The organism is Azospirillum sp., assembly GCF_035627195.1.
GTDB lineage: Bacteria > Pseudomonadota > Alphaproteobacteria > Azospirillales > Azospirillaceae > Azospirillum.
The window spans coordinates 1-23,756 of the sequence record NZ_DASPMG010000011.1 but is presented as its reverse complement, the minus strand read 5'-3'; the positions used below and the strand labels follow the sequence as shown (position 1 = coordinate 23,756).

Annotated in this window: 20 protein-coding genes and 1 pseudogene; 13 read left to right on the top strand and 8 right to left on the bottom strand. The window is 69.9% G+C overall.

Annotated features, from left to right (window positions below; translation table 11 throughout):
- From VED21_RS00835 to VED21_RS00825, 3 genes are all read right to left on the bottom strand, one after another.
- Positions 1-468, bottom strand: a complete 468-nt coding sequence (locus tag VED21_RS00835) for a type II toxin-antitoxin system VapC family toxin (protein WP_324880404.1) — start codon at positions 466-468, stop codon at positions 1-3.
- Entirely contained in the window at positions 465-746 is a 282-nt protein-coding gene (locus tag VED21_RS00830; RefSeq protein ID WP_324880403.1) for a FitA-like ribbon-helix-helix domain-containing protein, read from the bottom strand. The genes VED21_RS00835 and VED21_RS00830 overlap by 4 nt, the downstream gene beginning before the upstream one ends.
- An 86-nt stretch (positions 747-832) precedes the next feature.
- Positions 833-1,714, bottom strand: coding sequence for a diguanylate cyclase (locus VED21_RS00825; RefSeq protein ID WP_324880402.1), 882 nt, complete (start codon positions 1,712-1,714; stop codon positions 833-835).
- A gap of 98 nt (positions 1,715-1,812) precedes the next feature.
- Between VED21_RS00825 and nifJ the strand changes: the two genes are divergently transcribed.
- The 13 genes and pseudogenes from nifJ (at position 1,813) to VED21_RS00760 (ending at position 17,938) form a co-directional block, all read left to right on the top strand.
- Positions 1,813-5,409 carry a pyruvate:ferredoxin (flavodoxin) oxidoreductase gene (nifJ, locus tag VED21_RS00820; RefSeq protein ID WP_324880401.1) on the top strand — a complete coding sequence of 1,199 codons (3,597 nt, stop codon included), beginning with the start codon at positions 1,813-1,815 and terminating at the stop codon, positions 5,407-5,409.
- Between the two features lie 15 nt (positions 5,410-5,424).
- Entirely contained in the window at positions 5,425-6,426 is a 1,002-nt protein-coding gene (locus VED21_RS00815; protein ID WP_324880400.1) for a dihydroorotate dehydrogenase-like protein, read from the top strand.
- 564 nt (positions 6,427-6,990) lie between these two features.
- On the top strand, positions 6,991-8,802 hold the full coding sequence (locus tag VED21_RS00810) for a DUF1566 domain-containing protein (protein WP_324880399.1): 1,812 nt from the start codon (positions 6,991-6,993) through the stop codon (positions 8,800-8,802).
- A gap of 166 nt (positions 8,803-8,968) precedes the next feature.
- Positions 8,969-9,106, top strand: a pseudogene (locus VED21_RS00805) (calcium-binding protein); the annotation flags it as partial.
- Between the two features lie 108 nt (positions 9,107-9,214).
- Positions 9,215-11,002: an FG-GAP-like repeat-containing protein gene (locus VED21_RS00800; RefSeq protein ID WP_324880415.1), complete on the top strand. Its 1,788-nt coding sequence runs from the start codon at positions 9,215-9,217 to the stop codon at positions 11,000-11,002.
- Positions 11,003-11,076: 74 nt separating this feature from the next.
- Positions 11,077-12,579 (top strand): thymidine phosphorylase family protein, encoded by a 1,503-nt coding sequence (locus tag VED21_RS00795; RefSeq protein WP_324880397.1) that lies wholly within the window; start codon positions 11,077-11,079, stop codon positions 12,577-12,579.
- Positions 12,576-13,463 (top strand): ribose-phosphate diphosphokinase, encoded by an 888-nt coding sequence (locus VED21_RS00790; RefSeq protein ID WP_324880396.1) that lies wholly within the window; start codon positions 12,576-12,578, stop codon positions 13,461-13,463. Before VED21_RS00795 ends, VED21_RS00790 begins: the two co-directional genes overlap by 4 nt.
- A gap of 124 nt (positions 13,464-13,587) precedes the next feature.
- A complete protein-coding gene (locus VED21_RS00785) occupies positions 13,588-15,165 on the top strand; it encodes an MBL fold metallo-hydrolase (RefSeq protein ID WP_324880395.1) in 1,578 nt (525 codons plus the stop codon).
- A 111-nt stretch (positions 15,166-15,276) separates the two neighbouring features.
- Positions 15,277-15,810, top strand: coding sequence for a hypothetical protein (locus tag VED21_RS00780; protein WP_324880394.1), 534 nt, complete (start codon positions 15,277-15,279; stop codon positions 15,808-15,810).
- Between the two features lie 35 nt (positions 15,811-15,845).
- On the top strand, positions 15,846-16,256 hold the full coding sequence (locus tag VED21_RS00775; protein ID WP_324880393.1) for a hypothetical protein: 411 nt from the start codon (positions 15,846-15,848) through the stop codon (positions 16,254-16,256).
- Positions 16,257-16,330: 74 nt separating this feature from the next.
- Positions 16,331-17,218: a hypothetical protein gene (locus tag VED21_RS00770; RefSeq protein ID WP_324880392.1), complete on the top strand. Its 888-nt coding sequence runs from the start codon at positions 16,331-16,333 to the stop codon at positions 17,216-17,218.
- Between the two features lie 67 nt (positions 17,219-17,285).
- Entirely contained in the window at positions 17,286-17,609 is a 324-nt protein-coding gene (locus tag VED21_RS00765) for a type II toxin-antitoxin system RelE/ParE family toxin (protein WP_324880391.1), read from the top strand.
- Positions 17,610-17,620: 11 nt separating this feature from the next.
- Positions 17,621-17,938, top strand: a complete 318-nt coding sequence (locus tag VED21_RS00760) for a HigA family addiction module antitoxin (RefSeq protein ID WP_324880390.1) — start codon at positions 17,621-17,623, stop codon at positions 17,936-17,938.
- Between the two features lie 89 nt (positions 17,939-18,027).
- Here VED21_RS00760 and VED21_RS00755 read toward each other — a convergent pair whose 3' ends face one another.
- The 5 genes from VED21_RS00755 to VED21_RS00735 all read right to left on the bottom strand — a co-directional run.
- Positions 18,028-19,104, bottom strand: a complete 1,077-nt coding sequence (locus tag VED21_RS00755; protein WP_324880414.1) for a BMP family ABC transporter substrate-binding protein — start codon at positions 19,102-19,104, stop codon at positions 18,028-18,030.
- A 66-nt stretch (positions 19,105-19,170) separates the two neighbouring features.
- On the bottom strand, positions 19,171-20,103 hold the full coding sequence (locus tag VED21_RS00750) for an ABC transporter permease (protein ID WP_324880389.1): 933 nt from the start codon (positions 20,101-20,103) through the stop codon (positions 19,171-19,173).
- Entirely contained in the window at positions 20,100-21,185 is a 1,086-nt protein-coding gene (locus VED21_RS00745) for an ABC transporter permease (protein ID WP_324880388.1), read from the bottom strand. The genes VED21_RS00750 and VED21_RS00745 overlap by 4 nt, the downstream gene beginning before the upstream one ends.
- Positions 21,186-21,206: 21 nt before the next feature.
- Positions 21,207-22,754, bottom strand: coding sequence for an ABC transporter ATP-binding protein (locus VED21_RS00740; RefSeq protein WP_324880387.1), 1,548 nt, complete (start codon positions 22,752-22,754; stop codon positions 21,207-21,209).
- A 113-nt stretch (positions 22,755-22,867) separates the two neighbouring features.
- The coding region (locus tag VED21_RS00735; RefSeq protein WP_324880386.1) for a mannose-1-phosphate guanylyltransferase/mannose-6-phosphate isomerase at positions 22,868-23,756 on the bottom strand (889 nt) is incomplete at its 5' end.

Below are 23,756 nucleotides of genomic sequence, written 5' to 3'. Positions count from 1 at the left end.
TCAGGCCCGGCCTGCCGGTGCCGAGCCGGCGCCGGCGGCCCAGTCTGCCAGCGACAAGGGCAGCCGCGACAGCATTGGATCGGGATGGCGGCGGAGCGCCTTCAGGAACGGCCCGTCGGCCATGACGAGCCGTTCCGCCCCCATGGCGATGGCGAAGGCGGCGTAAAGGCAGTCGTAAGGCGAGTGGCCCACCGCCAGGGCTATGTCGAGTGCCACGGCATGCAGGCCAAGGTCGCTCGTTTCCGTCGGTGAAACGGCCTCCTGAAGCAAAGCGAGCCCCGTGCGGGCCTCACCCGGCGTCCAGCCGCCCTTCAGAACCTGCACCCACAGGACGTTGGTCGCTTCGTTGAGCCAGAAGTCCGGAACCAGCAGGTCTTCGCCGCTGCTCAACAGGGCGAGCGCCTGCCCGCTGTCAGCCTCCCGCAACGCCCATTTCAGCCCCACGGAGGCGTCGACGACGACCCTCACGACCCGGAACCGCCACCGGTGAGCCGTTGCGTACGCTCTTCCCGCGCCTGCGCCAGCAACTCGGCGGACGAGCCTGCGGTCCGGCTGCCGATGTCCCGCTGAAAAGCCGCCAGCCGTTGCGCGACCTCGGCCCGGCTCGGCTTCACGGGTTCGCCGCCGAGGGCCTGCCGCAGGATCTCCCGATGCTCGGCCTCCGCCGACCGTCCATGCTCGGCGGCCCGGATGCGCAGCTTACGAACGAGGTCGTCATCGAGATTGCGGACGGTCAAGGTCGCCATGGCATGCTCCGGTGCTGTCAAACGCAGCAATGACAGCAAATATGCCTGAAACGCACGTCCGCGTCAAAAGGACCATAAAGGCCCTCTCACACCGCCAGCTCCACCCGGTTCCGGCCGCCCGTCTTGGCGCGGTACAGCGCCTCGTCGGCGCGGGCCAGCGCGCGGTCCACGGTGTCGGCGCCGCACAGGAAGGCGGTGGCGCCGATGCTCACCGTCAGGCCGAAGCGGGCCTCCTCGCTCTCCACCTCCAGCCCGGCCACGGCCTCGCGCAGCCGCTCGGCGACCAGCACCGCCTCCCCCGCCCCGGTCTCGGGCAGCAGGATGGCGAACTCCTCGCCGCCCAGGCGGCCCAGCACGTCACTCACACGCAAATGGGCGCGGCAGCAGGCAGCGAAGCGCTTCAGCGCCTCGTCCCCCGCCGCGTGGCCGTGCGTGTCGTTGATCCGCTTGAAGTGGTCGATGTCGCACATCAGCGCCGACAGCGGCCGGCCGGTGCGCCGGGCCCGGGCCAGTTCGCCCTCCGCCCGCTCCAGAAAGGCGCGGCGGTTGAACACGCCGGTCAGCGGATCGGTCAGCGCCAGTTCCAGCAGCTGCTCGTGCATCGCCAGCAGCCGCCCGGCGGCGCGCAGCCGCGCCTTCAGCAAGGCGGCGTTGACCGGCTTGGGGATGAAGTCGTCGGCGCCGGCGTCCAGCGCCTTGAACTGCCGCCACGGCTCCTCGTTCGCCGTCATCAGGATCAGGTAGGCATAGGCGCTGCGCGGGTCGGACCGCAGGTGCCAGCACACCTCGATCCCGTCCAGCTTGGGCATCTCCCAGTCGACGATGGCGACGTCGAACCCCTCCTCCCAGGCCTTGTCCAGCGCCTCCTGCCCGTCGCGCGCCAGCACGACGCTGTGGCCGAACTCCCGCACCATTTCCGAGAGCATGGCGCGCATCAGGATCGTGTCGTCGGCGATGAGAACGCGCATCGGTGACCAATCAGTGTGCGACGGAAAGCATCATGGACGACCAATGCCCTTTGGGTGGACGCTTCCCTGACAGCACGCGCGCCAGAAAGGGATGCGCCATGACCACCACCCAAAGCCCCAATGCCGCCATCATGGACGGCACCATAATGGATGGCAACGAGGCCGCCGCCTCCGTCGCCTACCGCGCCAGCGAGGTCATTGCGATATACCCCATCACGCCCAGTTCGCCCATGGGCGAAATGGCGGACGAATGGGCGGCGCATCGCCGCGCCAACGTCTGGGGCGCCGTGCCGCAGGTGATCGAGATGCAGTCGGAGGGGGGTGCGGCCGGCGCCGTCCACGGCGCCCTCCAGGCCGGTGCGCTGGCGACGACCTTCACGGCGTCGCAGGGCCTGCTGCTGATGATCCCCAACATGTACAAGATCGCGGGTGAGCTGACGCCCTACTGCATGCACGTGGCGGCGCGCACGCTGGCCACGCACGCGCTGTCCATCTTCGGCGACCATTCCGACGTGATGGCCTGCCGCCAGACCGGCTTCGCCATGCTCGCCTCGGCCGGCGTGCAGGAGGCGCACGACCTGGCGCTGGTCGCCCACGCCGCGACCCTGAAGGCAAGGGTGCCGTTCCTGCACTTCTTCGACGGCTTCCGCACCTCGCACGAGGCGAACCGGGTGACGGTGCTGTCCGACGACGACCTGCGCGCCCTGATCGACGAGGACGCCGTGCACGCCCACCGCGCGCACGGGCTCAGCCCCGACCATCCGGTTCTGCGCGGCACCGCGCAGAACCCCGATGTGTTCTTCCAGGCGCGCGAGGCCTGCAACCCCTTCTACGAGACGTGCCCGGCCGCGGTGCAGGAGGCGATGGACCGCTTCGCCGCGCGCACCGGCCGCCGCTACCACCTGTTCGACTACGCCGGCCACCCGGAGGCGGAGCGTGTGGTCATCGCCATGGGCTCGGGTGCGGAAACCTGCGCCGAGACCGCCCGTTTCCTGGCCGACCGGGGCGAGCGGGTGGGTGCCCTGACCGTGCGCCTCTACCGTCCCTTCTCCATCGCCGACTTCGTCACCGCCCTGCCCGACACCGTGCGCCGCATCGCCGTGCTGGACCGCACCAAGGAGCCGGGCGCGGTCGGCGAGCCCCTGTACCTCGACGTCGTCGGCGCCCTGGCCGAGGCGCGCGCCGCCGGGTCCGGCACCGCCGAACCCGTGGTGATCGGCGGCCGCTACGGCCTGTCGTCCAAGGAGTTCACGCCCGCCATGGTCAAGGCGGTGTTCGACGAACTCACCAAGAACCACCCGAAGCGCCGCTTCACCGTCGGCATCGTCGACGACGTGACCGGCCTCTCCCTGTCCTGGGACGACAGCTTCGACATCGAGCCGGAGGAGGTGAAGCGCGCCGTGTTCTTCGGCCTGGGCGCCGACGGCACGGTGGGCGCCAACAAGAACTCGTTGAAGATCATCGCCGGGCACACCGGGCAGCATGGGCAAGGCTACTTCGTTTACGACAGCCGCAAGTCCGGCTCGACCACCGTGTCGCACCTGCGCTTCTCGCCGCGCCCCATCCGCGCCCCCTGGCTGGTCAGGCGCGCGGGCTTCGTCGCCTGCCACCACCACCCGCTCCTGGAGCGCATGGAGGTGCTGGAGCTGGCCGCCCCCGGCGCCACCGTCCTGCTGAACGCCCCCGGCACGCCTGAGGAGGTGTGGAACGGCCTGCCGCGCGAGGTGCAGCAGGCCTGCATCGACAAGCAGGTCGCCCTCTACACCGTCGACGCCACCGCGGTGGCGCGCGAGGCGGGGCTGGGCCGGCGCATCAACACCATCATGCAGACCTGCTTCTTCGCGCTCGCCAAGGTCATGCCGCTCGATGAGGCGATCGCCGACATCAAGGGCGCCATCGAGAAGACCTACGGCCGCCGCAGCGAGGAGGCGGTGCGCCGCAACTTCGCCGCGGTGGACGAGGCGCTGACCCACCTGAAGCGCATCGACCTGCCCGCCGCCCCCACCGCCGAACGCGTCCGCCCGCCGGTGGTGCCGGCCGGCGCGCCGGATTTCGTGCAGCGCGTGACCGCCGCCATGATCGCCGGCCACGGCGACCGCCTGCCGGTCAGCGCCTTCCCCGTCGACGGCACCTGGCCGACCGGCACGTCGAAGTTCGAGAAGCGCGCCATCGCCACCGAACTGCCGGCGTGGCACGCCGAACTCTGCATCCAGTGCAACAAGTGCGTGGTCGTCTGCCCGCACGCCGCCATGCGGGCGAAGGTGGCGCCGGAATCCGCCCTGGCCGGCGCGCCCGACGGCTTCACCACGCTGGCCTACAAGGGGCAGGAGTTCCCCGGCGAGCGCTACCGCCTCCAACTCGCCCCCGACGACTGCACCGGCTGCACGCTCTGCGTCGAGGTCTGCCCGGCCAAGGACAAGGCCAACCCGCGCCGCAAGGCCCTGGAGATGCGCCCGGCCGACGAACTGCGCGTGCGTGAGCAGGCCACCTTCGCCCACTTCCTGACGCTGCCCGAGGCGCCGCGCGAGAAGGTGCCGCTGTCCATCAAGCACGTGCAGATCTACGAGCCGCTGATGGAGTTCCCCGGTGCCTGCGCCGGCTGCGGCGAGACGCCGTACCTGACGCTGCTCACCCGCCTGTTCGGCGACCGCGCGGTGATCGCCAACGCCACCGGCTGCTCGTCGATCTACGGCGGCAACCTGCCGACCACGCCCTACACCAAGAACGCCGACGGGCGCGGCCCGGCCTGGGCCAACTCCCTGTTCGAGGACAACGCCGAGTTCGGCTTCGGCATGCGCGTCGCGCTCGACCAGATGGCCACCCAGGCGCGCGACCTGCTGGCCGCCCTGGCGTCCCACCTCGACCCCGCCCTCGTCACCGAACTGCTGGAGGCCCCCCAGGTGGGCGAGGCGGCGATCTCCGCCCAGCGCGCCCGCGTGGCCGAACTGAAGCGCCGCCTGCCCGCCATCGCCGGCCCGCTGGCCCGGCGGCTGGAGGAGCTGGCCGACCATCTGGTGCGCAAGTCCGTGTGGATCGTCGGCGGCGACGGCTGGGCCTACGACATCGGCTACGGCGGTCTCGACCACGTGCTGGCGTCCGACCGCGACGTGAACATCCTGGTCATGGACACGGAGGTGTATTCCAACACCGGCGGCCAGCAGTCCAAGGCCACGCCCATCGGCGCGTCCGCCAAGTTCGCCATGGCCGGCCGTTCGGTCGCCAAGAAGGACCTTGGCATGATCGCCATGGCGTACGAGCACGTCTACGTGGCCCAGGTCGCCTTCGGCGCCCGGGATTCGCAGACGCTGAACGCCTTCCTGGAGGCCGAGAGCCACAAGGGCCCGTCGCTGATCATCGCCTACAGCCACTGCATCGCGCACGGCTACGACATGTCCCACGCGCTGCACCAGCAGAAGCTGGCGGTGGACAGCGGGCACTGGCCGCTCTACCGCCACGACCCGCGCCGCCTCGACCTCGGCGAGGCGCCGCTGGAGCTGGACAGCGCCGAACCAAAGGTGCCGCTGCACGACTTCATGCAGGGCGAGGCGCGCTTCAAGGTGGTGGAGCGGGACGACCCCGAACGCTTCCGCGCGCTGCTGAAGGCGGCCGAGGCCAACAACCGCCTGCGCTACGACATGTACCAGCACATGGCCCATTTCGCCGAACCGCCGCTGGACCCCGGCGAGGATGATTGAGGGGAGCGCCACGCCATGGACCTTTCCACCGACTACCTCGGCCTGCGGCTCAAGCACCCGCTGATGCCCGGCGCCTCGCCCCTGGTGAACGACCTCGACGTGGTGCGCCGGCTGGAGGACGCCGGCGCGTCCGCCATCGTCATGCACTCCCTGTTCGAGGAGCAGATCACCCACGAGCAGATGGGCATGCTGGAGGCGCGCGAGGCCGCCGCCTTCATCTCCCCCGAGGCGCGCGGCTTCTTCCCCGCCCTCGACCGCTACGCCCTGGGGCCGGAGGGCTACCTGGAGCAGGTCCGCCGCATCAAGGACGCGGTGGCGGTGCCGGTCATCGCGTCGCTGAACGGCGTCACCGCGTCCGGCTGGACGCGCCACGCCCGCCTGATCGAACAGGCCGGCGCCGACGCCCTGGAACTCAACATCTACACCCTCGCCACCGACCCCGACCTGGACGCCGCGGACGTCGAGGAGCGCGCGGTGGAGGTGGTGCGCATGGTGCGCCGGGCGGTGGGCATCCCGGTGGCGGTGAAGCTGTCGCCCTTCTACTCCTCGCTCGCCAACCTCGCGCACTGGCTGGACCGCGAAGGGGTGGACGGGCTGGTGCTGTTCAACCGCTTCTACCAGCCGGACATCGACGTCGAGGCGCTGGAGGCCGCACCGCGCCTGGAACTCTCCACGCCGTCCGAACTGCGGTTGCGCCTGCGCTGGCTGGCCAACCTGTCCGGCCGCATCCGCCCCTCCCTGGCGGCCAGCGGCGGCGTGCACAGCGCCGTCGACGCGCTGAAGGCGGTGATGGCCGGCGCGCACGCCGTGCAGGTGGTCTCCGCCCTGCTCCAGCACGGCCCCGAACGCCTGGGCGTCCTGATCCGCGACCTGGAACGCTGGCTGGAGGAGCACGAATACGACAGCCTGGCGCAGGCGCAAGGCAGCATGAACCTGCTCCGCTGCCCCGACCCCGCCGCCTTCGAACGCGGCAACTACCAGAAGATCCTGCAAAGCTGGAAACGCGTGGGGTGGTGATTATAAACCCCTCCCCTGCCTCCGGCGGGGGAGGGAAGCCCGCGCAAGCGGGCAGGGTGGGGGCAAGTTGTTCGCGAAAATCAGCGGCGCCTAACGCTGGCGAAAAGGGTAATGATCAAAAACACGAAGACTAAAAGATCAGAAGATTATAAGAACCTCTCCCACGCACCAGCTGCGCGCAAAGCTACGCCGCTGCCAAGCACTTCTGATCTTTCAATCTTTCAATCTTCGTGTTTTTGATCAACCCTTATCCCGCCAGCCGTTGCCCCACCCTTCCCATGCTGTGCATGGGCCCCTTCCCTCCCCCGCTTCGCAGGGAGGGCTATCGCATATGAAAATTTTAGGTTCATACTTTGCCCAGATTGGGCGGCAGCGAACCTAAAACGTACTTCCCCTGACGCGCGCGGAATCAGACTCTTGCGTGGAATAGCCAAGGTGAAGGCCATATGCGATAGCCCTGGCTTCGCAGGGGAGGGAGTTTATTAACCCCCCATTAGGAAAACCTCGCCACGCTCGTTCGTGGGAAAATATCCCACTCACAACGCCGAAGCGGGAGGACGCGCCATGGCTTTCACCTACACCGTGGTCGACACCGGCCAGACCGGCTTCTACGGCAACACCAACACCATCACCCGTCCCGCCGCCGGGGCCGACTTCCACGGCCAGGACGCCATCTACAGCGGCAACCAGCCGTCCTACCGCAGCAACGGCGACGGCACCGTCAGCGACCTCAACACCGGGCTGACCTGGGCGCAAGCACCCACCACGTCCAAGCTGACGTGGAGTGCGGCCGTGTCGAACGGCGACTCCCTGGTGCTGGGCGGGCACGACGACTGGCGCCTGCCCACCATCAAGGAGCTGTACTCGCTGATCAAGTTCAGCGGCAGCACCGGCAGCAGCGCCGCCACCTCCACCCCCTACATCGACAGCGGCGTCTTCGGCTTCAAATACGAAAGCACCAGCACCGGCTCCCGCTTCATCGACTGCCAGTACTGGTCCGCCACGCCCTACCTCGGCACCACCATGCAGGGCGACCCGACGGCGTTCGGCGTGAATTTCGCGGACGGGCGCATCAAGGGCTACCCGGTCACCGTCAACGGCAAGGAGTATTCGCTCTACGCCCTCTACGTGCGCGGCAACACCAGCTACGGCGTCAACGACTTCCGCGACAACGGCGACGGCACGGTCACCGACCTCGCCACCGGGTTGATGTGGGCCAAGGCCGACAGCGGCACCGGCATGGAGTGGAAGCAGGCCCTGTCCTACGCCGAGGGCGCCACCACCGCCGGCCACACCGACTGGCGCCTGCCCAATGCCAAGGAGCTGGAGAGCATCGTCGACTACTCCCGCTCCCCCGCCGCCAGCGATCCCACACAGCTCGGCCCGGCCATCGATCCGGTGTTCTCCGTCACCAACACCGGCACCGCCGCCTCCCCCGACTACCCGTACTACTGGAGCGGCACGACGCACGTGGAGGGCGGCACCGGCGACTACGCCGTCTACCAGACGGTCGGCAAGGCCTGGGGCTTCATGAACTTCGGCAAGGGCTATCAGCTCACCGACGTGCACGGCGCCGGCTCCCAGCGCAGCGACCCGAAGACCGGCGACGCCTCGGACTACCCCACCGGCCACGGCCCGCAGGGCGACGTCATCCGCATCGACAACTATGTCCGCGTGGTGCGCGACGCCGGCTCCTCCGCCACCTCCGGCCAGACCGTCAACGGCACCGACGCGGCGCAGACGCTGACCGCCGGCACCGGCAACGACACCGTGTCGGCCGGCGGTGGCGCCGACGTGGTGTCCGGGCTGGCCGGGCGCGACGTGCTGTACGGCGAGGCCGGCGCCGACACGCTGTGGGGCGGCGACAACGCCGACGCGCTGTACGGCGGCGCCGACGCCGACGCCCTCTACGGCAACCTGGGCCTGGACACGCTGTACGGCGGCGAGGCCGGCGACGCCCTGTTCGGCGGCCAGGGCAACGACCTGCTGTCCGGCGAGGTCGGCGCCGACGCCCTCTACGGCAACCTCGCCGCCGACGTGATGTACGGCGGCGCCGGGGCGGATTCGCTGTTCGGCGGCCAAGGCAACGACGCGCTGTACGGCGGCGACGACGCCGACGTGCTGTGGGGCAACCTGGGGTCCGACACCATGACCGGCGGCAGCGGCGCCGACCGCTTCGGCGTGGGCGGCGGCGCCGACACCGTCACCGACTTCACCTACGCCGAGGGCGACCGGATCGTCCGCTCCTCCGGCACCACCTGGACCGCCACCGACGGCGGCGCCGGCGCCGTGGTCACGCTGGGCAACGGCGCCCAGGTGACGCTCACCGGCATCAAGGCCAGCGCCGTCACCGCCGACTGGTTCGTGACGGGATAGAGGCGTGGACGGCCCGCCATGGATTGACACCCTTCAATCACAAAATAACTTGCAATGCAAGAATATGACTTTTCAACACTAATCATGCATTGATATGCATCTATTGACCACACCTTCCTGATGCAGTCATGGTTCGCCCCCAGCGCAGATTCGCAATGGGGAGACGATGGTGTCCACGTTTACTGGCACAGCGGGAAATGATTCACTGATTGGCGGGGCCGGTGCCGATACGTTGTCCGGCCTCCTCGGAAACGATACGCTGAGCGGGGGCGCCGGCAACGACCTTATGAACGGCGGGGACGGCAACGATCTGCTGACCGACGGACGTGTGGGCTTCCAAGATGCGGTATTCGTCTATCCTGGGCTGGGCCGCTTGGCGGGGGATTGGACGTCGCAGGACGTCTATCCGCGGTTGCTCGGCGATTCAAACGGCGATGGGCGGAGCGACATCATCGCCTTCGGCAGCTACACAGTCGTCCTTCCCGGCAACGCCGACGGCACGTTCGGCACGTATTTCCAGGGTTCGGCCAATTACGGCACGAACGGCGGGTGGAACAGCCAGAACGTCTATCCGCGCCTCATCGGCGACGTGAACGGCGACGGGCGTGACGACATCGTGGCGTTCGGCGGCGAGACCTACGTCGCAATCGCAAAGTCCGATGGAACGTTTGCACCGTCAATGCTGGCGTCCACGAACTATGGCACCACGGGAGGCTGGAACAGCCAGGACCGGTGGACGCGCCTCTTGGGCGACGTGAACGGCGATGGCCGGGACGACATCGTGGCGTTCGGCGGTGACACCTACGTGGCCCTCGCCAAGGCCGATGGCACTTTCAACACCGGCATCCTTGGACTTGCGGGGCTGGGCGACAACAACGGGTGGAACAGCCAGGACAAGTGGCCGCGCCTGCTGGCCGACGTGAATGGTGACGGCAAGGACGACATCGTCGCCTTCAGCGACTACACCTACGTCGCGCTGGCGCGCGGCGACGGTACGTTCGCGGCGCCCCAACTCGCTTATGCAGGCCTCGGCACGGTCAACGGCTGGAATAGCCTGAACACTTGGCAACGCGCGGTGGGCGACGTGAACGGCGATGGCCGAGCCGACGTGCTGGCCTTCGGAACCGGATGCGTCTACGTCATCGAAGGACAAAGTGACGGTACGTTCAGTCCCTACTACGACGCCATCTATCAGTTCGGACCGGCACAGGGCTGGTCATCCCAGAACCTTCAGCCGCGCATTGTGGCCGATGTCAACGGCGACGGCATGGACGATATCGTTGGCTTCGCCGACACCGGCGTTTACGTCGCCCTGGCCGCCCGTGGCACCGACACGCTCTCCGGCGACGCCGGCGACGACACGCTGTCGGGCGGCGGCGGGGCCGACGTGCTGGACGGCGGCACGGGCACCGACACCGCCACCTACGCCGGCTCGGCGGCAGGCGTGCAGGTCGATCTGGCGGCCGGGACCGGAAGCGGCGGCGACGCCCAGGGCGACACCCTGACCGGCATCGAGAACGCCGAGGGCGGCAGCGGCAACGACACGCTGATCGGCAGCGGCGCCGCCAACCGGCTTCTCGGCGGCGCCGGCAACGACACCCTGTCCGGTGCGGCGGGCGACGACACCCTCTCGGGCGGAACCGGCGGTGACCTGCTGGCCGGCGGCGACGGCGTGGACTGGGCCGCGTACGACGCCTCCTCCACCGGCGTTGCGGTCAGCCTGCTGGCCGGCACCGCGTCGGGCGGCGAGGCGGCGGGCGACACGCTGACAGGCATCGAGAACCTACGCGGCTCAGCCTTCGCCGACACGCTGACCGGTGACGGCGGCGCCAATGCCCTGGCCGGCGGCGCCGGCAACGACCTACTGCGCGGGGGCTTGGGCAACGACACGCTGACCGGCGGCGCGGGCAACGACCTGTTCCGCTTCGACGTGGCCGACGTGCCCAACGGCGTGCAGGCCGACGTGGTGACCGACTTCGCCATCGGCCAGGACCGCATCGACTACCGCGACTGGGGCTACAACGTGAACGGTTCCAACGCCGAGACGTACGAGTGGTGGCGCGTGCGCGGCGTGCAGATCCTCGACGACGGCGACGACGTGCTGATCACCGCCTACGGCGGCGCCTACACGCTGCGCCTCGTCGGCGTCGACCACGCCGCCTTCATGAACACGGGCGAGGCCAACTTCCTGTTCTTCTGAGCCTCCGCACGGCGGACGGGGTGAGGCGCTGCGCCGCCTTGCCCTTTCCCGCCGCCTGAGCCAAGCTCGGTGCCATGCTGACCCTGCGCCGACTGGCGATCGACACCTTCCGCGAGAACGTCGCGTTCCTCAACCGCCACTGCACCGTCTACCGGGTGGAGGACTTCCTCGGCCTCGGCCGGGTGGAGGTCACGGGCGGCGGCAAGGCGATGCTGGCCGTGCTCAACCTCGTCGAGGACGACGCCATCCTCGGCCCCGGCGAGATCGGCCTGTCCACCGCCGCCTTCCGCCACCTGGGCCTGCCCGAGGGCGCGCGGGTGGCGGTGGAGCACCCCACCCCGCCGCGCAGCTTCGACCTCGTCCGCGCCAAGGCCGGCGGCGCCACGCTGTCGCACGCCGACCTCGCCGCGGTGATCCGCGACGTGGCGGCGCAGCGCTATTCGAAGATCGAGATCGCCGCCTTCCTCATCGCCTGCGCCGCCTTCATGACCACGGACGAGGTGCTGGGCCTGACCCGCGCCATGATCGACGCCGGCAGCCGGCTGACGTGGGACGTCGGCCCCATCGCCGACAAGCACTGCATCGGCGGCGTGCCGGGCAACCGCACCTCCATGATCGTGGTGCCCATCGTCGCCGCGCACGGCCTGCCGATCCCAAAGACCTCGTCGCGCGCCATCACCTCGCCCGCCGGCACCGCCGACACCATGGAGGTGCTGGCCAACGTCGACGTGGGCGTCGAGCGCATGCAGGAGCTGGTGCGCACCGTGAAGGGCTGCCTCGTGTGGGGCGGCCACGTCAACCTGTCGCCGGCCGACGACGTGCTGATCTCCGTCGAACGGCCGCTGGCGGTGGACACGCGCGAACAGCTCGTCGCCTCCATCCTGTCGAAGAAGGCGGCGGCCGGCTCCACCAACCTGCTCGTCGACATCCCCGTCGGCCCCACCGCCAAGGTGCGCACGCAGGGGGAGGCGGTGCGCCTGCGCAAGCTGTTCGAATACGTGGGCGACCAGCTGGGCCTGACGCTGGACGTGGCGATCACCGACGGGTCCCAGCCGGTCGGCTTCGGCATCGGCCCGGTGCTGGAGGCGCGCGACGTCATGGCCGTCCTGCGCGGCGAGCCCGCCGCCCCCGCCGACCTGCGCGAAAGCGCGCTCCGCCTCGCCGGCCGCATCATCGAGTTCGATCCGGCGGTGCGCGGCGGCAGCGGCTACCGCCGCGCGCGCGACCTGCTGGAGGGGGGCGAGGCGCTGCGCACCATGGAACGCATCATGGAACGGCAGGGACCGCCGCCGGCCAAGGCGACGCTCGGCACGCTGGTGCACGAGGTGGTGGCGCCCAAGGACGGCACGGTGGAGGCCATCGACTGCTACCGCATCGCGCGCATCGCCCGGCTGGCCGGGGCGCCGGTGGACAAGGGGGCGGGCATCGACCTGCTGCACAAGGTGGGGGCGCGCGTACGCCGGGGGGAACCGCTGTACCGCATCCACGCCAACACCCGCCCCGACTTCGCCTTCGCCCGCACGATGGCGGAGGAAGACGCGGGCATCCGCGTGAACGGCCTGGGAGGTGCCGCATGACCCGCTACACCGGCGTCTACGCCTTCCCGGAATCGGCCGAGGCCGCGGAGCGGCTGGCCGACCGCCTGGGCCTGCCCTGCTTCACCGCCGAACTGCACCGCTTCCCCGACGGCGAGAGCCTCGTCCGCTGCCCGCAGCGGGTGGAGCGCGCCATCCTCTACCGCTCCCTCGACAACCCGAACGACAAGCTTGTCGAGATCGTGCTGGCCGCCTCCGTCCTGCGGCGCGAGGGGGCGAGGGAGCTGTGCCTCGTGGCGCCCTACATGGCCTACATGCGCCAGGACGCGGTGTTCCGCCCCGGTGAGCCGGTCAGCCAGAAGGTGATCGGCGCGTGGCTGGCCCAGCACTTCGACCGCATCGTCTGCGTCGAGCCGCACCTGCACCGCACCGGCCAGCTGGACGAGGTGTTCCCCGGCCGCACCACCGACGCGCTGTCCGCCGCCCCCGTCCTGGCCGAGCGCCTGGCAGCCTGGGGCGTGTCCCCCGACACCGTCCTGGTCGGCCCCGACGAGGAGTCCGCCCCGTTGATCGAGGCGACGGCGGCCGGCCTGGGCCTGTCCTGGACCGTGGCCGGCAAGGAGCGGCGCGGCGACCGCGACGTGACCGTGACCCTGCCGGAGACCGCCGACCTCGCCGGCCGCCCCGCGGTGATCCTGGACGACGTGGTGAGTTCGGGCGAAACCATCCTGTCCTGCGCCCGCGCCGTGGCCGCGCGCGGCGCCGGCCCGCTGCGCGTCATCGGCGTGCACGCGCTGCACGCGGGCAACGTGGCGGCCCGCTTCGCCGCGGCCGGCATCGAGGCCTTCGAATCCTGCGACGGCGTCCCCCACCCCTCCAACGCCATCCCGCTGGCGCCCCTGCTGGCGGAAGCGCTGCGGCGATAAAGCTTGTGTTTTGAGACACGGATGAACACGGATATTTTTTCTCCATCCGTGTTCATCCGTGCTCGCATCCGTGTTCATCCGTGTCTCCCTGACCTCCCCGAAACAAGCGCTTCCCGAGGCTGCCATGACCCACACATTGACCTTCCATGGGGCCACCGGGACGGTGACGGGGTCCTGCTTCCGGCTGCACACGCCGGGTGGCGACGTGCTGGTCGACTGCGGGCTGTTCCAGGGCACCAAGACGATCAAGGAGCTGAACTACCGCCCCTTCCCCTTCGACCCGAAGGCCGTCAGGGCGGTGCTGCTCACCCACGCGCACATCGACCACTCCGGCCTGATCCCGAAGCTGACGCGCCTGGGCTTCAAGGGCCGCGTGCACGCCACCGGCGCCACCGCCGACCTGCTCGGCTGCATGCTGCCCGACAGCGGCTACATCCAGGAAACGGAGGTCGAGCGCCTGAACCGCCGCAACCGCCAGCGCGGACGGCCCGCCGTGCAGCCGATCTACACGCAGGACGACGCCCGCCGCGCGCTGGCGCAGCTGCGCGGCCACGACTACGGCGACTGGTTCGACGTGGCGCCCGGCGTGCGCGCCCGCTTCTGGCCGGCCGGGCACATCCTGGGATCCGCCTCGCTTGAGGTCGAACTCGACGCCAAGGGCGGGCCGATGCGCCTGCTGTTCTCCGGCGACGTCGGGCCGGGCGGCAAGGTCTTCCACAAGGATGCGGAGGCGCCGGCCAACCCCGACTGGCTGGTGATGGAGACCACCTATGGCGACCGCGAGCGCACGGAGGCGACCACCGAACAGCGCCAGTCCCTGCTGCGCGACGAGGTGGCGGCGGCGCTGGCGGCCGGCGGCACGCTGCTGATCCCCGTCTTCGCGGTGGAGCGCACGCAGGAGCTTCTCTACGACCTCGGCCGGCTGTTCGACACGGGGCAGTTGCCGAAGACCGAGGTGTTCCTCGACTCCCCCCTCGCCGACGCGGTCACCGAGGTGTTCCGCCGCCACCGCGACGATCTGGGACCCGAACTCCACGGCCGCGACCCGTTCGAGCGGCCGAACGTCCACCGCATCCAGTCGGTGCAAGAGAGCATGCGGCTGAACAGCCTCGTGCGCGGCGGCATCATCATGGCGGCCAGCGGCATGTGCGACGCCGGCCGCATCCGCCACCACCTGAAAAGCCACCTGTGGCGGCCGGAGGCCACCGTGCTGCTGGTGGGCTATCAGGCTCCCGGCACGCTGGGCCGCATCCTCCAGCAGGGTGCCGCGCGCGTGCGCATCCACGGCGAGGAGATCGAGGTCCGCGCCCGCATCCGCACGCTGGACGTCTACTCCGGCCATGCCGACCGCGGCGGGCTGCTCGATTGGCTGGAGGAACGCCAGGGCGTGAAGCGCGGCCTGTTCCTCGTTCACGGCGAGGCCGGGGCGCGCGAGTCGATCCGCCAGGCGCTGGTCGCCAAGGGCTGGGACGCCGCGCGCATCCACCTGCCCGACCTGGACGAGACGGTGGACCTCTCCGGCACGGCGGGTGCGGCGGTCCGCGCGGCTGAACCGCGCCTCGCCCCGGCCGCGCTTGGCCCGGACTGGCACAACGCCTACGCCGAAACCCTGCTCGACCTGGGCGAGGCACTGCGCAACGCCCCCGACGACCAGACCCGCCAGCGGCTGCTGGACCGCGTGCGCGCCGCCTTGGCCCCGTAATTCCTGCGACGGATTGGCGTACCTGCGGAAACATTTTGCAATTCCTTAACCGGCCATTGGAGACTATTGCACGTGTGTAACGGTGCGGTCCGGTGACGGGAGGGGTCCCCCATGGCGAAGCAGGCGACGGCGGCGGACCCGCGCGTGGCGAACGTCGTCAAGCAGATGGCGCGCAAGCTGCAGGACGACATCGTCGCCCTGGGGCGCCGCCGCGACGCCGGGCCGCCCAAGACGTTCCCGCAGTTCCGCGAGATCCGGAACATGAACCGGGACATCCAGGGCCTGTTCTTCTCCATCGAGGAGCGCATCGCCGAGGCCGGCGACCTGCTGCCGTCCAACTTCCCGCAATGGCTGGTGCGCCAGAAGCTGAACACGCTGGCGATCTTCACCGACATCAGCCACGCCTTCATCGGCAACCCGCCGCTGGCGCTGACCTCCTCGCTGGGCGCCTTCGACGTGCTCCTGTCGGAGCAGAAGGCGTTCAAGGAAGTGCTGGAGTACTTCGACATGATGCTCTTCGAAGCGGGCATCGACGACAAGACCGCCGACGAGCTGGACGCCACCCGCACCAAGATCGAGGAGGTGCTGGTGATGATCGAAAAGCTGCTCGACAAGAGCCCGAAGGTGCTCCAGGAATTCGACTGATCCCGGGTTCCATCACTCTTCGACGAGTCACGACCATGTCCTCCCCCGCCGATCCGTCCGCCGATCCGAAGGTCGCGCTGCGCGCGCTGCTGGAAACGTACCTGCGCTGCCCCGTGCAGCCGGTGCTGAGCGACCTGGAGCAGGGGCTGCGCGCCTACCAGACCGAATGGATCCGCGCCCGCGCCGGCGCCGACGCGCCCCCCGCCGCCAACCCGGCCAAGGCCGGCGTGCCCAAGGCGAAGTTCAAGGTCGACGGCGCCGACCGCACGGTGCTGGAACGCATGGCCGACGGCTGGGTGCCGACCACCGCCGAGGTGCCGCGCTGGGCGTGGTTCGAGGACCGCGAGCTGGTGGCGCTGGACCCCAACCCGGCCGGTTCCGGCCCCGAGATCCTGCGCCTGCTGCCCGAGGGCTGGCGCAGCATCGGCCGCACGCCGCCCGGATAACAAGCCCGTTGCGGCTGTTCGGTTATCGCACTTAGCGTGGGCGCCACCTGATCCACACGCTAAGGACGCCGCGCATGGCCATCTTCCAGGGCTCCCCCGCCAACGATCTGATCACCGGCACCACCGCCAGCGACGTGCTGGCCGGCCTGCTGGGCAACGACACGCTGTCCGGCGGCGCGGGCGCCGACTGGCTGCTCGGCGGGCGGGGCAACGACGACCTCCAGGGCGGCGCCGACGACGACTGGCTGGTGGGCGGCGAGGGCGACGACTGGCTGAACGCCGGCGCCGGCCGCAACGTGGTGTACGGCGACGCCGGCCTCGACGGGCTTGGCTTCGACGCCGACGCCGCGGGCGCCGCCGGCGTGGGTGTGCGCGTCCACGTGTTCGGCGACCTCACCGAAGGCGGCCGCCTGAGCGTGACCACCGCCGACGGCCAGTTCGTGCAGAGCACCTGGGCCTGGGGCGTCGACCGGCTGGCCGGCGGCGGCACCGCCTTCGACGACACGATGACCGGCGGCACCGACGACGACGCCTTCTGGGGCAACGGCGGCGACGACGGGCTGATGACCGGCGCCGGCAACGACTTCCTGGACGGCGGCGACGGCGACGACGTGCTGGCCGCCGGCAGGGGCAACGACCTGCTGTACGGCGGCCAGGGCCGCGACGGCCTGTGGGGCGAGGAAGGCAACGACACGATGTACGGCGGCCAGGGCGCCGACGTCTTCGCCTACAGCGGCGTCACCGACGGCACCAACCCCATCGCCGCCGGCCCCAGCGGCCAGGACGTCATCGCCGACTTCAACTTTACCGAAGGCGACCGCATCCAGATCGCCGCCACCGCCACCTGGACGGTCGGCACCGCGGCCGGCAACGCCGTGATCGACTTCGGCGCCGGCAACACGGTGACCCTGCTCGGCATCACCGCCACCCAGGTGCAGTCCAGCTGGTTCGTGGTGGGGTGACGCGCACCTGGGCAGGCCCTTGCGTGTTATGTGTTAGGTAACATATAATGCCTTCCGGAGGCTAGATTTGGCCATACGGAATTACGCGGACAAGCGCACCGCTTCCTTCGTGTCGGGGGAGCGGGTGCGCGCTTTCGAAAGCATCGCACGACAGGCGGCGAAAGGGATTGCCAAGCTTCAGAGCGCGACGCGCCTGGTGGAACTGCGCAATCCTCCTTCGAACCGCTTCGAGGCGTTGGATGGTGACCGCAAGGGGCAATACAGCATACGGATCAATGATCAGTGGCGGATCTGCTTCCGTTGGGCCTTCACCGAAGCCGCCCCCGAAGGCACCGACACCCTTCTGATCCCCGGAGAGCCCTGGGATGTCGAAATCACCGACTATCATTAGGAGCCCTGACCGTGCCCTACACCGCAACCGACAACCTGCCGGCCATCCATCCCGGTGAAATCCTGCGGGACGAGTTGGAGGCGCTGGGCATGAGCGCCCGCAAGTTCGCCGCGCACATCGGCGTGCCTCCCAACGCGGTGACGGAAATCCTCAACGGCGAGCGCCGCGTGACGGCGGCCATGGCGCTCCGTCTCGGGCGCGCGTTCGGCACGGGGGAGCGCTACTGGATGAACCTGCAAAGCTATTACGAGGCCAAGCTGGCGCGTGAGGAGCTCGCCGGCACCCTTGAGGCCATCAAGCCGCTGCCGAACGTCATCGCGGCCGAGTAGACCGAAACACGCAAGCCGAAACGCACGGCCCCGAAACGCGAAGGGGAGGCCGCCCGGCCTCCCCTTCCCTGTTCCAGGTCGAAACGCGCTTACTTCGGCAGCTTGCCGACCACGCCCTCGACGAACCAATCCATCTTCAGGATCTGCTCGTCGGTGGCGGTCTTGCCGGCGGCGATCATCTCCTTGCCGGACTGGTCCTTGATCGGGCCGGTGAAGGAGTGGCGGGTGCCAGCCATGATGTCCGTGCGCGCCTTCTCGGCCAGATCGACCACGTCCTTCGGGATGGCCGGGTTGTAGGGGGCGAGGTACAGCAGCTTGTCCTTGAAGCCGCCCCAGGTGTCCTTGGCCTTCCAGGTGCCGTCCAGCACCTCCTTGGTGCGATCCAGATAGTACGGCGACCAGTCGTCGACGATGGCGGTCAGGTGCGCCTTCGGCCCGAAGCGGGTCATGTCGGACGACTGGCCGACGGCCCACAGGCCGCGCTCCTGCGCCAGCTGCACGGGGGCCGGGCTGTCGGTGTGCTGGACGATGACGTCGGCACCCTGGTCGGCCAGCGCCTTGGCGGCCTCGGCCTCCTTCGGCGGGTCGTACCAGGAGTTCACCCACACCACGCGCACCTCGGCCTTCGGGTTCACCTCGCGCAGGGCCAGGGTGAAGGCGTTGATGCCGCTCACCACCTCGGGAATCGGGTAGGACGCGATGTAGCCGATGACGTTCGACTTGGTCATCTTGCCGGAGATCAGGCCGACGACCGTGCGCCCCTCATAAAAGCGCGCCGAGTAGGTGGCGACGTTGGCCGAGCGCTTGTAGCCGGTGGCGTGCTCGAACTTCACGTCGGGATAGCGCTGCGCCACCTTCAGCGTCGGGTTCATGAAGCCGAAGGAGGTGGTGTAGATCAGCTTGTGGCCCGAAGCGGCCAGTTGGTCGATGACGCGCTCGGCGTCCGCACCTTCCGGCACGTTCTCGACGTAGGTGGTGGTGACCTTGCCGCCCAGCTCCTTCTCCACGGCCAGACGGCCCTGGTCGTGCTGGTAGCTGTAGCCGTGGTCGCTGATCGGGCCGACGTAGACGAAGCCCACCTTCAGCTTGTCCTGCGCCACCGCGCTGCCTGCGCCCACCGACAGCGCCACCGCCGCGCCCGCGAGCCCCAGCAGGGCCTTGCCCATCGTCCGTCTGTTCACGTGAGTGCTCCCTGATTCGTATGGTTCGGCGCAGCCGCCATGCCCCGGACTTCAGGCCTCCGGATGGAAGACCTTGCCCAGGCAGGCCGGCGCGTTCAGGCGGATGCGGGTCACGTCCCGCGAGATCGCCACCAGGACGATGACGGTAGCCAGATATGGCAACATCGACAAGAGTTGCGACGACACCGCCAGCCCCATCCCCTGCGCGTGCAGTTGCACGATGGTGACGCCGCCGAACAGCCAGGCGCCCAGCAGCACCCGCTCCGGCTTCCAGGTGGCGAAGACGACCAGCGCCAGCGCGATCCAGCCGCGCCCGGCGGTCATCCCCTCCGCCCACATCGGCGTGTAGGCCAGCGACAGGTACGCCCCGCCCACCCCGCTCATGGCGCCGCCGAACAGCACCGCCAGGAAGCGGATGCCCAGCACCTTGTAGCCCAGCGCGTGCGCCGCCGCGTGGTTCTCCCCCACCGCCCGCAGCACCAGCCCGGCACGAGTGCGGTACAGGAACCACGCCACCGCCGGCACCAGCGCCAGCGCCAGATATACCGGCAGGTCGTGCCCGAACAGCGCCGGCCCGACGATCGGCAGGTCCGACAGGCCGGGGATGCGCAGCTCCGGCACGTCGGGAATCGGCCGCCCCACGTACCCCTGCCCCACCAGCGACGCCAGCCCGACGCCGAACAGCGTCAGCGCCAGCCCCGTCGCCACCTGATTCGCCAGCAGCAGCAGCGTCAGCACGCCGAACAGCCCCGCCATCACGGCCCCCGCCACCGCCGCCCCGGCGAAGCCCAGCGCGTGGCTGCCGGTGTTCACCATGACGATGAAGCCGATGACGGCGCCGGCCAGCATCATGCCTTCCACGCCCAGGTTCAGGACGCCGGACTTCTCCACCACCAGCTCGCCCAGCGCCGCGTACAGCAGCGGCGTGGCCGCCGTGATCATGGCGGCCAGCACCGGCCCGAGGATGAACGGATCGAAACTCATGCCACGGCCCTCCCGACACCCTTTTTCGGGGGGCCGAACCGCACGCGGTAGCGGATCAGCACGTCGGTCGCCAGCAGGAAGAACAGCAGCATGCCCTGGAACACCCCGGTGATCGCCTTGGGCAGGCCCAGGCCGATCTGCGCCGCCTCGCCGCCGATGAAGGACAGCGCCATCAGCAGGCCTGCCAGCAGGATGCCCACCGGGTGCAGCCGCCCCAGGAAGGCGACGATGATCGCCGTGAAGCCATAGCCCGGCGAGATGCCTGGCGTGATCTGCCCGATCGGCCCCGCCACCTCGCCCAGCCCCGCCAGCCCCGCCAAACCGCCCGACAGCAGCAGCGTCAGCCACACGATGCGCTTCTCGTTGAACCCGGCATAGCCCGCGGCGGCCGGCGTCAGGCCGATGACGCGGATCTGGAAACCGATGAAGGTCCGGCTCATCAGCACCCAGCCGCCCGCCACCGCCAGCAGCGCGAACAGCGCGCCCAGGTGCACGCGCGTCCCCTCCACCAGCACCGGCAGCACGGCGTGCGCCTCGAACATCCGCGATTCAGGGAAGGCGAAGCCGTCGGGGTCGCGGTACGGGCCGTTGACCATATAGGTCAGCAGCAGCAGCGCCACGTAGGTCAGCATCAGGCTGGTCAGGATCTCGCTGGCGTTGAAGCGCACCTTCAGGAAGGCCGGGATCGCCGCCCACGCCATGCCGCCCGCGACGCCGCCCAGCACCATCAGCGGCAAGAGCCACCAGCCGCCCTCGCCATAGAACGCCAGCGCCAGCCCGCCGCCCGCCAGCGCCCCCAGCGTCAGCTGCCCCTCCGCCCCGATGTTCCACACATTGGCGCGGAAGCCGATGGCCAGCCCCACGGCGCACAGCACCAGCGGTGTCGCCTTCACCACCAGCTCGCCCAGCCCGCGCGCCGTGGTCAGCGGCTGGATGAAGAAGGCGTGCAGCGCCTTCACCGGGTCGAAGCCCAGCGCCCAGAACAGCAGGAACCCGCTGACCAGCGTCAGCGCCACCGCCAGGACGGGGGTCGCGTAGACCATGACGCGCGACGCCTGCCCGCGCGCTTCGAGGCGGATCATGCTCGCCACACTCCGCAACACTTACGCCACACGGCCCACCTCCTCCTCATCGCCGGCGGTGCCGAACAGGCCGCCCATCAGCAGGCCCACCTGCTCCACCGACGTCTCATGGGTCGGCCGGCTCTCCGACAGGCGCCCGTGGAACAGCACGGCGATGCGGTCGCTCAGCACGAACAGCTCGTCCAGGTCCTGGCTCACCACCAGCACCGCCGCCCCGCCGCGCGCCAGGTCGATCAGCGCCTGGTGGATTGCCGCCGCGGCGCCTGCGTCGACACCCCAGGTCGGCTGCCCGACCACCAGCAGCTTCGGCTTCTGCAGGATCTCGCGGCCGATGATGAACTTCTGCAAGTTGCCGCCGGACAGCGAGCGCGCCTCCGCCCGGTGCCCGCGCGACACCACGTTGAAGGCGCCAATGATGCGCTCGGCGTACGACCGCGCCCGGCCGAAGTGCACCAGCCCGCCGCGCACCAGCGGCTCGCGGGCATAGCCGGACAGCAGCGCGTTCTCCGACAGGCTCAGTTCCGGCACCGCGCCGCGGCCCAGCCGCTCCTCCGGCACGAAGGCGAAGCCCAGCTCGCGCCGGGCGCGCGGGCCCAGATGGCCGACCGGCCGGCCGTCGATGCGGATGGCCGCCTCGTCGGCGACCAGCGCCTCGCCGCTCAGCGCCGACAGCAGCTCCGCCTGCCCGTTGCCGGCGACGCCGGCGATGCCCAGGATCTCCCCCGCCCGCACCTCCAGCGACACGTCCACGAGGTTCGTGGCGAACGGGTTGTCGGACGTGGTGGCGAGGTGCCGCACCTCCAGCCGCGGGGCGCCCGCCACCGCCGCCCCGGCACGGTCGGGTGTGGCCAGCTCCGCGCCGATCATCATCTCGGCGAGGCTGCGCGCGGTTTCCTTGCGCGGGTCGCACGACCCCACCACCTTGCCGCCGCGCAGCACCGTGGCGCGGTCGCAGATGGCGCGGATCTCCTCCAGCTTGTGGGAGATGTAGAGGATGGTGCAGCCCTCGGCCGACAGCCGCTTCAGCGTGTCGAACAGGCGCGCCACCTCCTGCGGCGTCAGCACCGACGTGGGCTCGTCCATGATCAGCAGGCGCGGGTCCTGCAGCAGGCAGCGCACGATCTCCACCCGCTGCCGCTCGCCGACCGACAGGTCGAAGACGTGCCGGCCGGGGTCCAGCGCCAGCCCGTACCGCTCCGACACCGCGCGGATGCGCTTTTCCAGCTCCTTCATCGCCCCCGGCTCTTCCAGGCCAAGGGCGATGTTCTCCGCCACCGTCAGCGTGTCGAACAGGGAGAAGTGCTGGAACACCATGCCGATGCCCAGCCGCCGGGCGGCGTGCGGGCTGGCGATGGTGACCTCCCGCCCGTCCCATGCGATGGTGCCGGCGTCGGCGTGCAGGACGCCGTAGATGATCTTGACCAGCGTCGACTTGCCCGCGCCGTTCTCGCCGACCAGCGCGTGCACCTCGCCCGGCAGCAGCGTCAGGTCGACGGAGTCGTTGGCCAGCGTTCCGGGGAACCGCTTGGTGATTCCACGGAGTGCCAGACGGGGCGGCGGGGCGGTCACGGGGATGTGGTCCAACGGCGGTGTGGGGCTTCGACTGGAAATACCACTAAGCCCATGCTTTCAACCGCCGTCAACACCTCAACGCGCGTTACGGTCCGCCCTCGCCCCGGGAATCATCCCCGCCCGTAGGTGTCTTCCAGCCGCACGATGTCGTCCTCGCCCAGGTAGGAGCCGGACTGCACCTCGATGATGTTCAGCGGCACCTTGCCGGGGTTCTCCAGCCGGTGCACCGTGCCCATGGGGATGTACACGGACTGGTTCTCGTAGACGAGGATCTGCTCCTCCCCCCGCGTCACCAGTGCCGTGCCCTGCACCACCACCCAGTGCTCGGCCCGGTGATGGTGCTTCTGCAAGGACAGCCGCGCCCCCGGTTCCACCGTCAGGCACTTCACCTGGAAGCGCTCGCCCGCGTGCACGGACTGGTACGATCCCCAGGGGCGGTGCACCTTGCGGTGGCTGACCGGCTCGTTCCGGCCGGCCTTCTTCAGGCGCTCGACCACCGCCTTCACGTTCTGCACGCGGTCGCGCCCGGCCACCAGCACGGCGTCGTCGGTCACCACCACCACGGCGTTGTCGATGCCGACCACCGCCGCCAGATGCCCTTCGGTGCGGACGTAGCAGTTGCGCGCGTCCTCCGTCACCACGTCGCCGATGGCGACGTTGCCGTCCCCGTCCTTGGCGCCGATCTCCCACAGCGCCGACCACGCGCCCACGTCGGTCCAGCCCAGGTCGCAGGGCACCACCACGGCGGCGTCCGTGTGCTCCATCACCGCGTAGTCGATGGAGATGCCCGGTGCTTGGCCGAACGCATCTGCATCCAGCCGCAGGAAGTCCAGGTCGCCCGACCCGGCCTCCAGCGCGCGGCGGGCGGCGTCCACCACGGCGGGGGCGTAGCGCTCCATCTCCGCCAGCAGCTTGCCGACCGGGAACAGGAACATGCCGCTGTTCCACACGTGCTCGCCGCCGGCCACGTACTGCTCGGCCACGTTGCGCTGCGGCTTC

Bases quoted from the DNA above. Each gene is read 5' to 3' on its own strand.
- VED21_RS00830 (WP_324880403.1), bottom strand. From the start codon at position 746: ATGGCGACCTTGACCGTCCGCAATCTCGATGACGACCTCGTTCGTAAG.
- VED21_RS00825 (WP_324880402.1), bottom strand. From the start codon at position 1,714: ATGCGCGTTCTCATCGCCGACGACACGATCCTGATGCGCGCCATGCTC.
- nifJ (WP_324880401.1), top strand. From the start codon at position 1,813: ATGACCACCACCCAAAGCCCCAATGCCGCCATCATGGACGGCACCATA.
- VED21_RS00815 (WP_324880400.1), top strand. From the start codon at position 5,425: ATGGACCTTTCCACCGACTACCTCGGCCTGCGGCTCAAGCACCCGCTG.
- VED21_RS00810 (WP_324880399.1), top strand. From the start codon at position 6,991: ATGGCTTTCACCTACACCGTGGTCGACACCGGCCAGACCGGCTTCTAC.
- VED21_RS00795 (WP_324880397.1), top strand. From the start codon at position 11,077: ATGCTGACCCTGCGCCGACTGGCGATCGACACCTTCCGCGAGAACGTC.
- VED21_RS00790 (WP_324880396.1), top strand. From the start codon at position 12,576: ATGACCCGCTACACCGGCGTCTACGCCTTCCCGGAATCGGCCGAGGCC.
- VED21_RS00785 (WP_324880395.1), top strand. From the start codon at position 13,588: ATGACCCACACATTGACCTTCCATGGGGCCACCGGGACGGTGACGGGG.
- VED21_RS00780 (WP_324880394.1), top strand. From the start codon at position 15,277: ATGGCGAAGCAGGCGACGGCGGCGGACCCGCGCGTGGCGAACGTCGTC.
- VED21_RS00775 (WP_324880393.1), top strand. From the start codon at position 15,846: ATGTCCTCCCCCGCCGATCCGTCCGCCGATCCGAAGGTCGCGCTGCGC.
- VED21_RS00770 (WP_324880392.1), top strand. From the start codon at position 16,331: ATGGCCATCTTCCAGGGCTCCCCCGCCAACGATCTGATCACCGGCACC.
- VED21_RS00755 (WP_324880414.1), bottom strand. From the start codon at position 19,104: ATGGGCAAGGCCCTGCTGGGGCTCGCGGGCGCGGCGGTGGCGCTGTCG.
- VED21_RS00750 (WP_324880389.1), bottom strand. From the start codon at position 20,103: ATGAGTTTCGATCCGTTCATCCTCGGGCCGGTGCTGGCCGCCATGATC.
- VED21_RS00745 (WP_324880388.1), bottom strand. From the start codon at position 21,185: ATGATCCGCCTCGAAGCGCGCGGGCAGGCGTCGCGCGTCATGGTCTAC.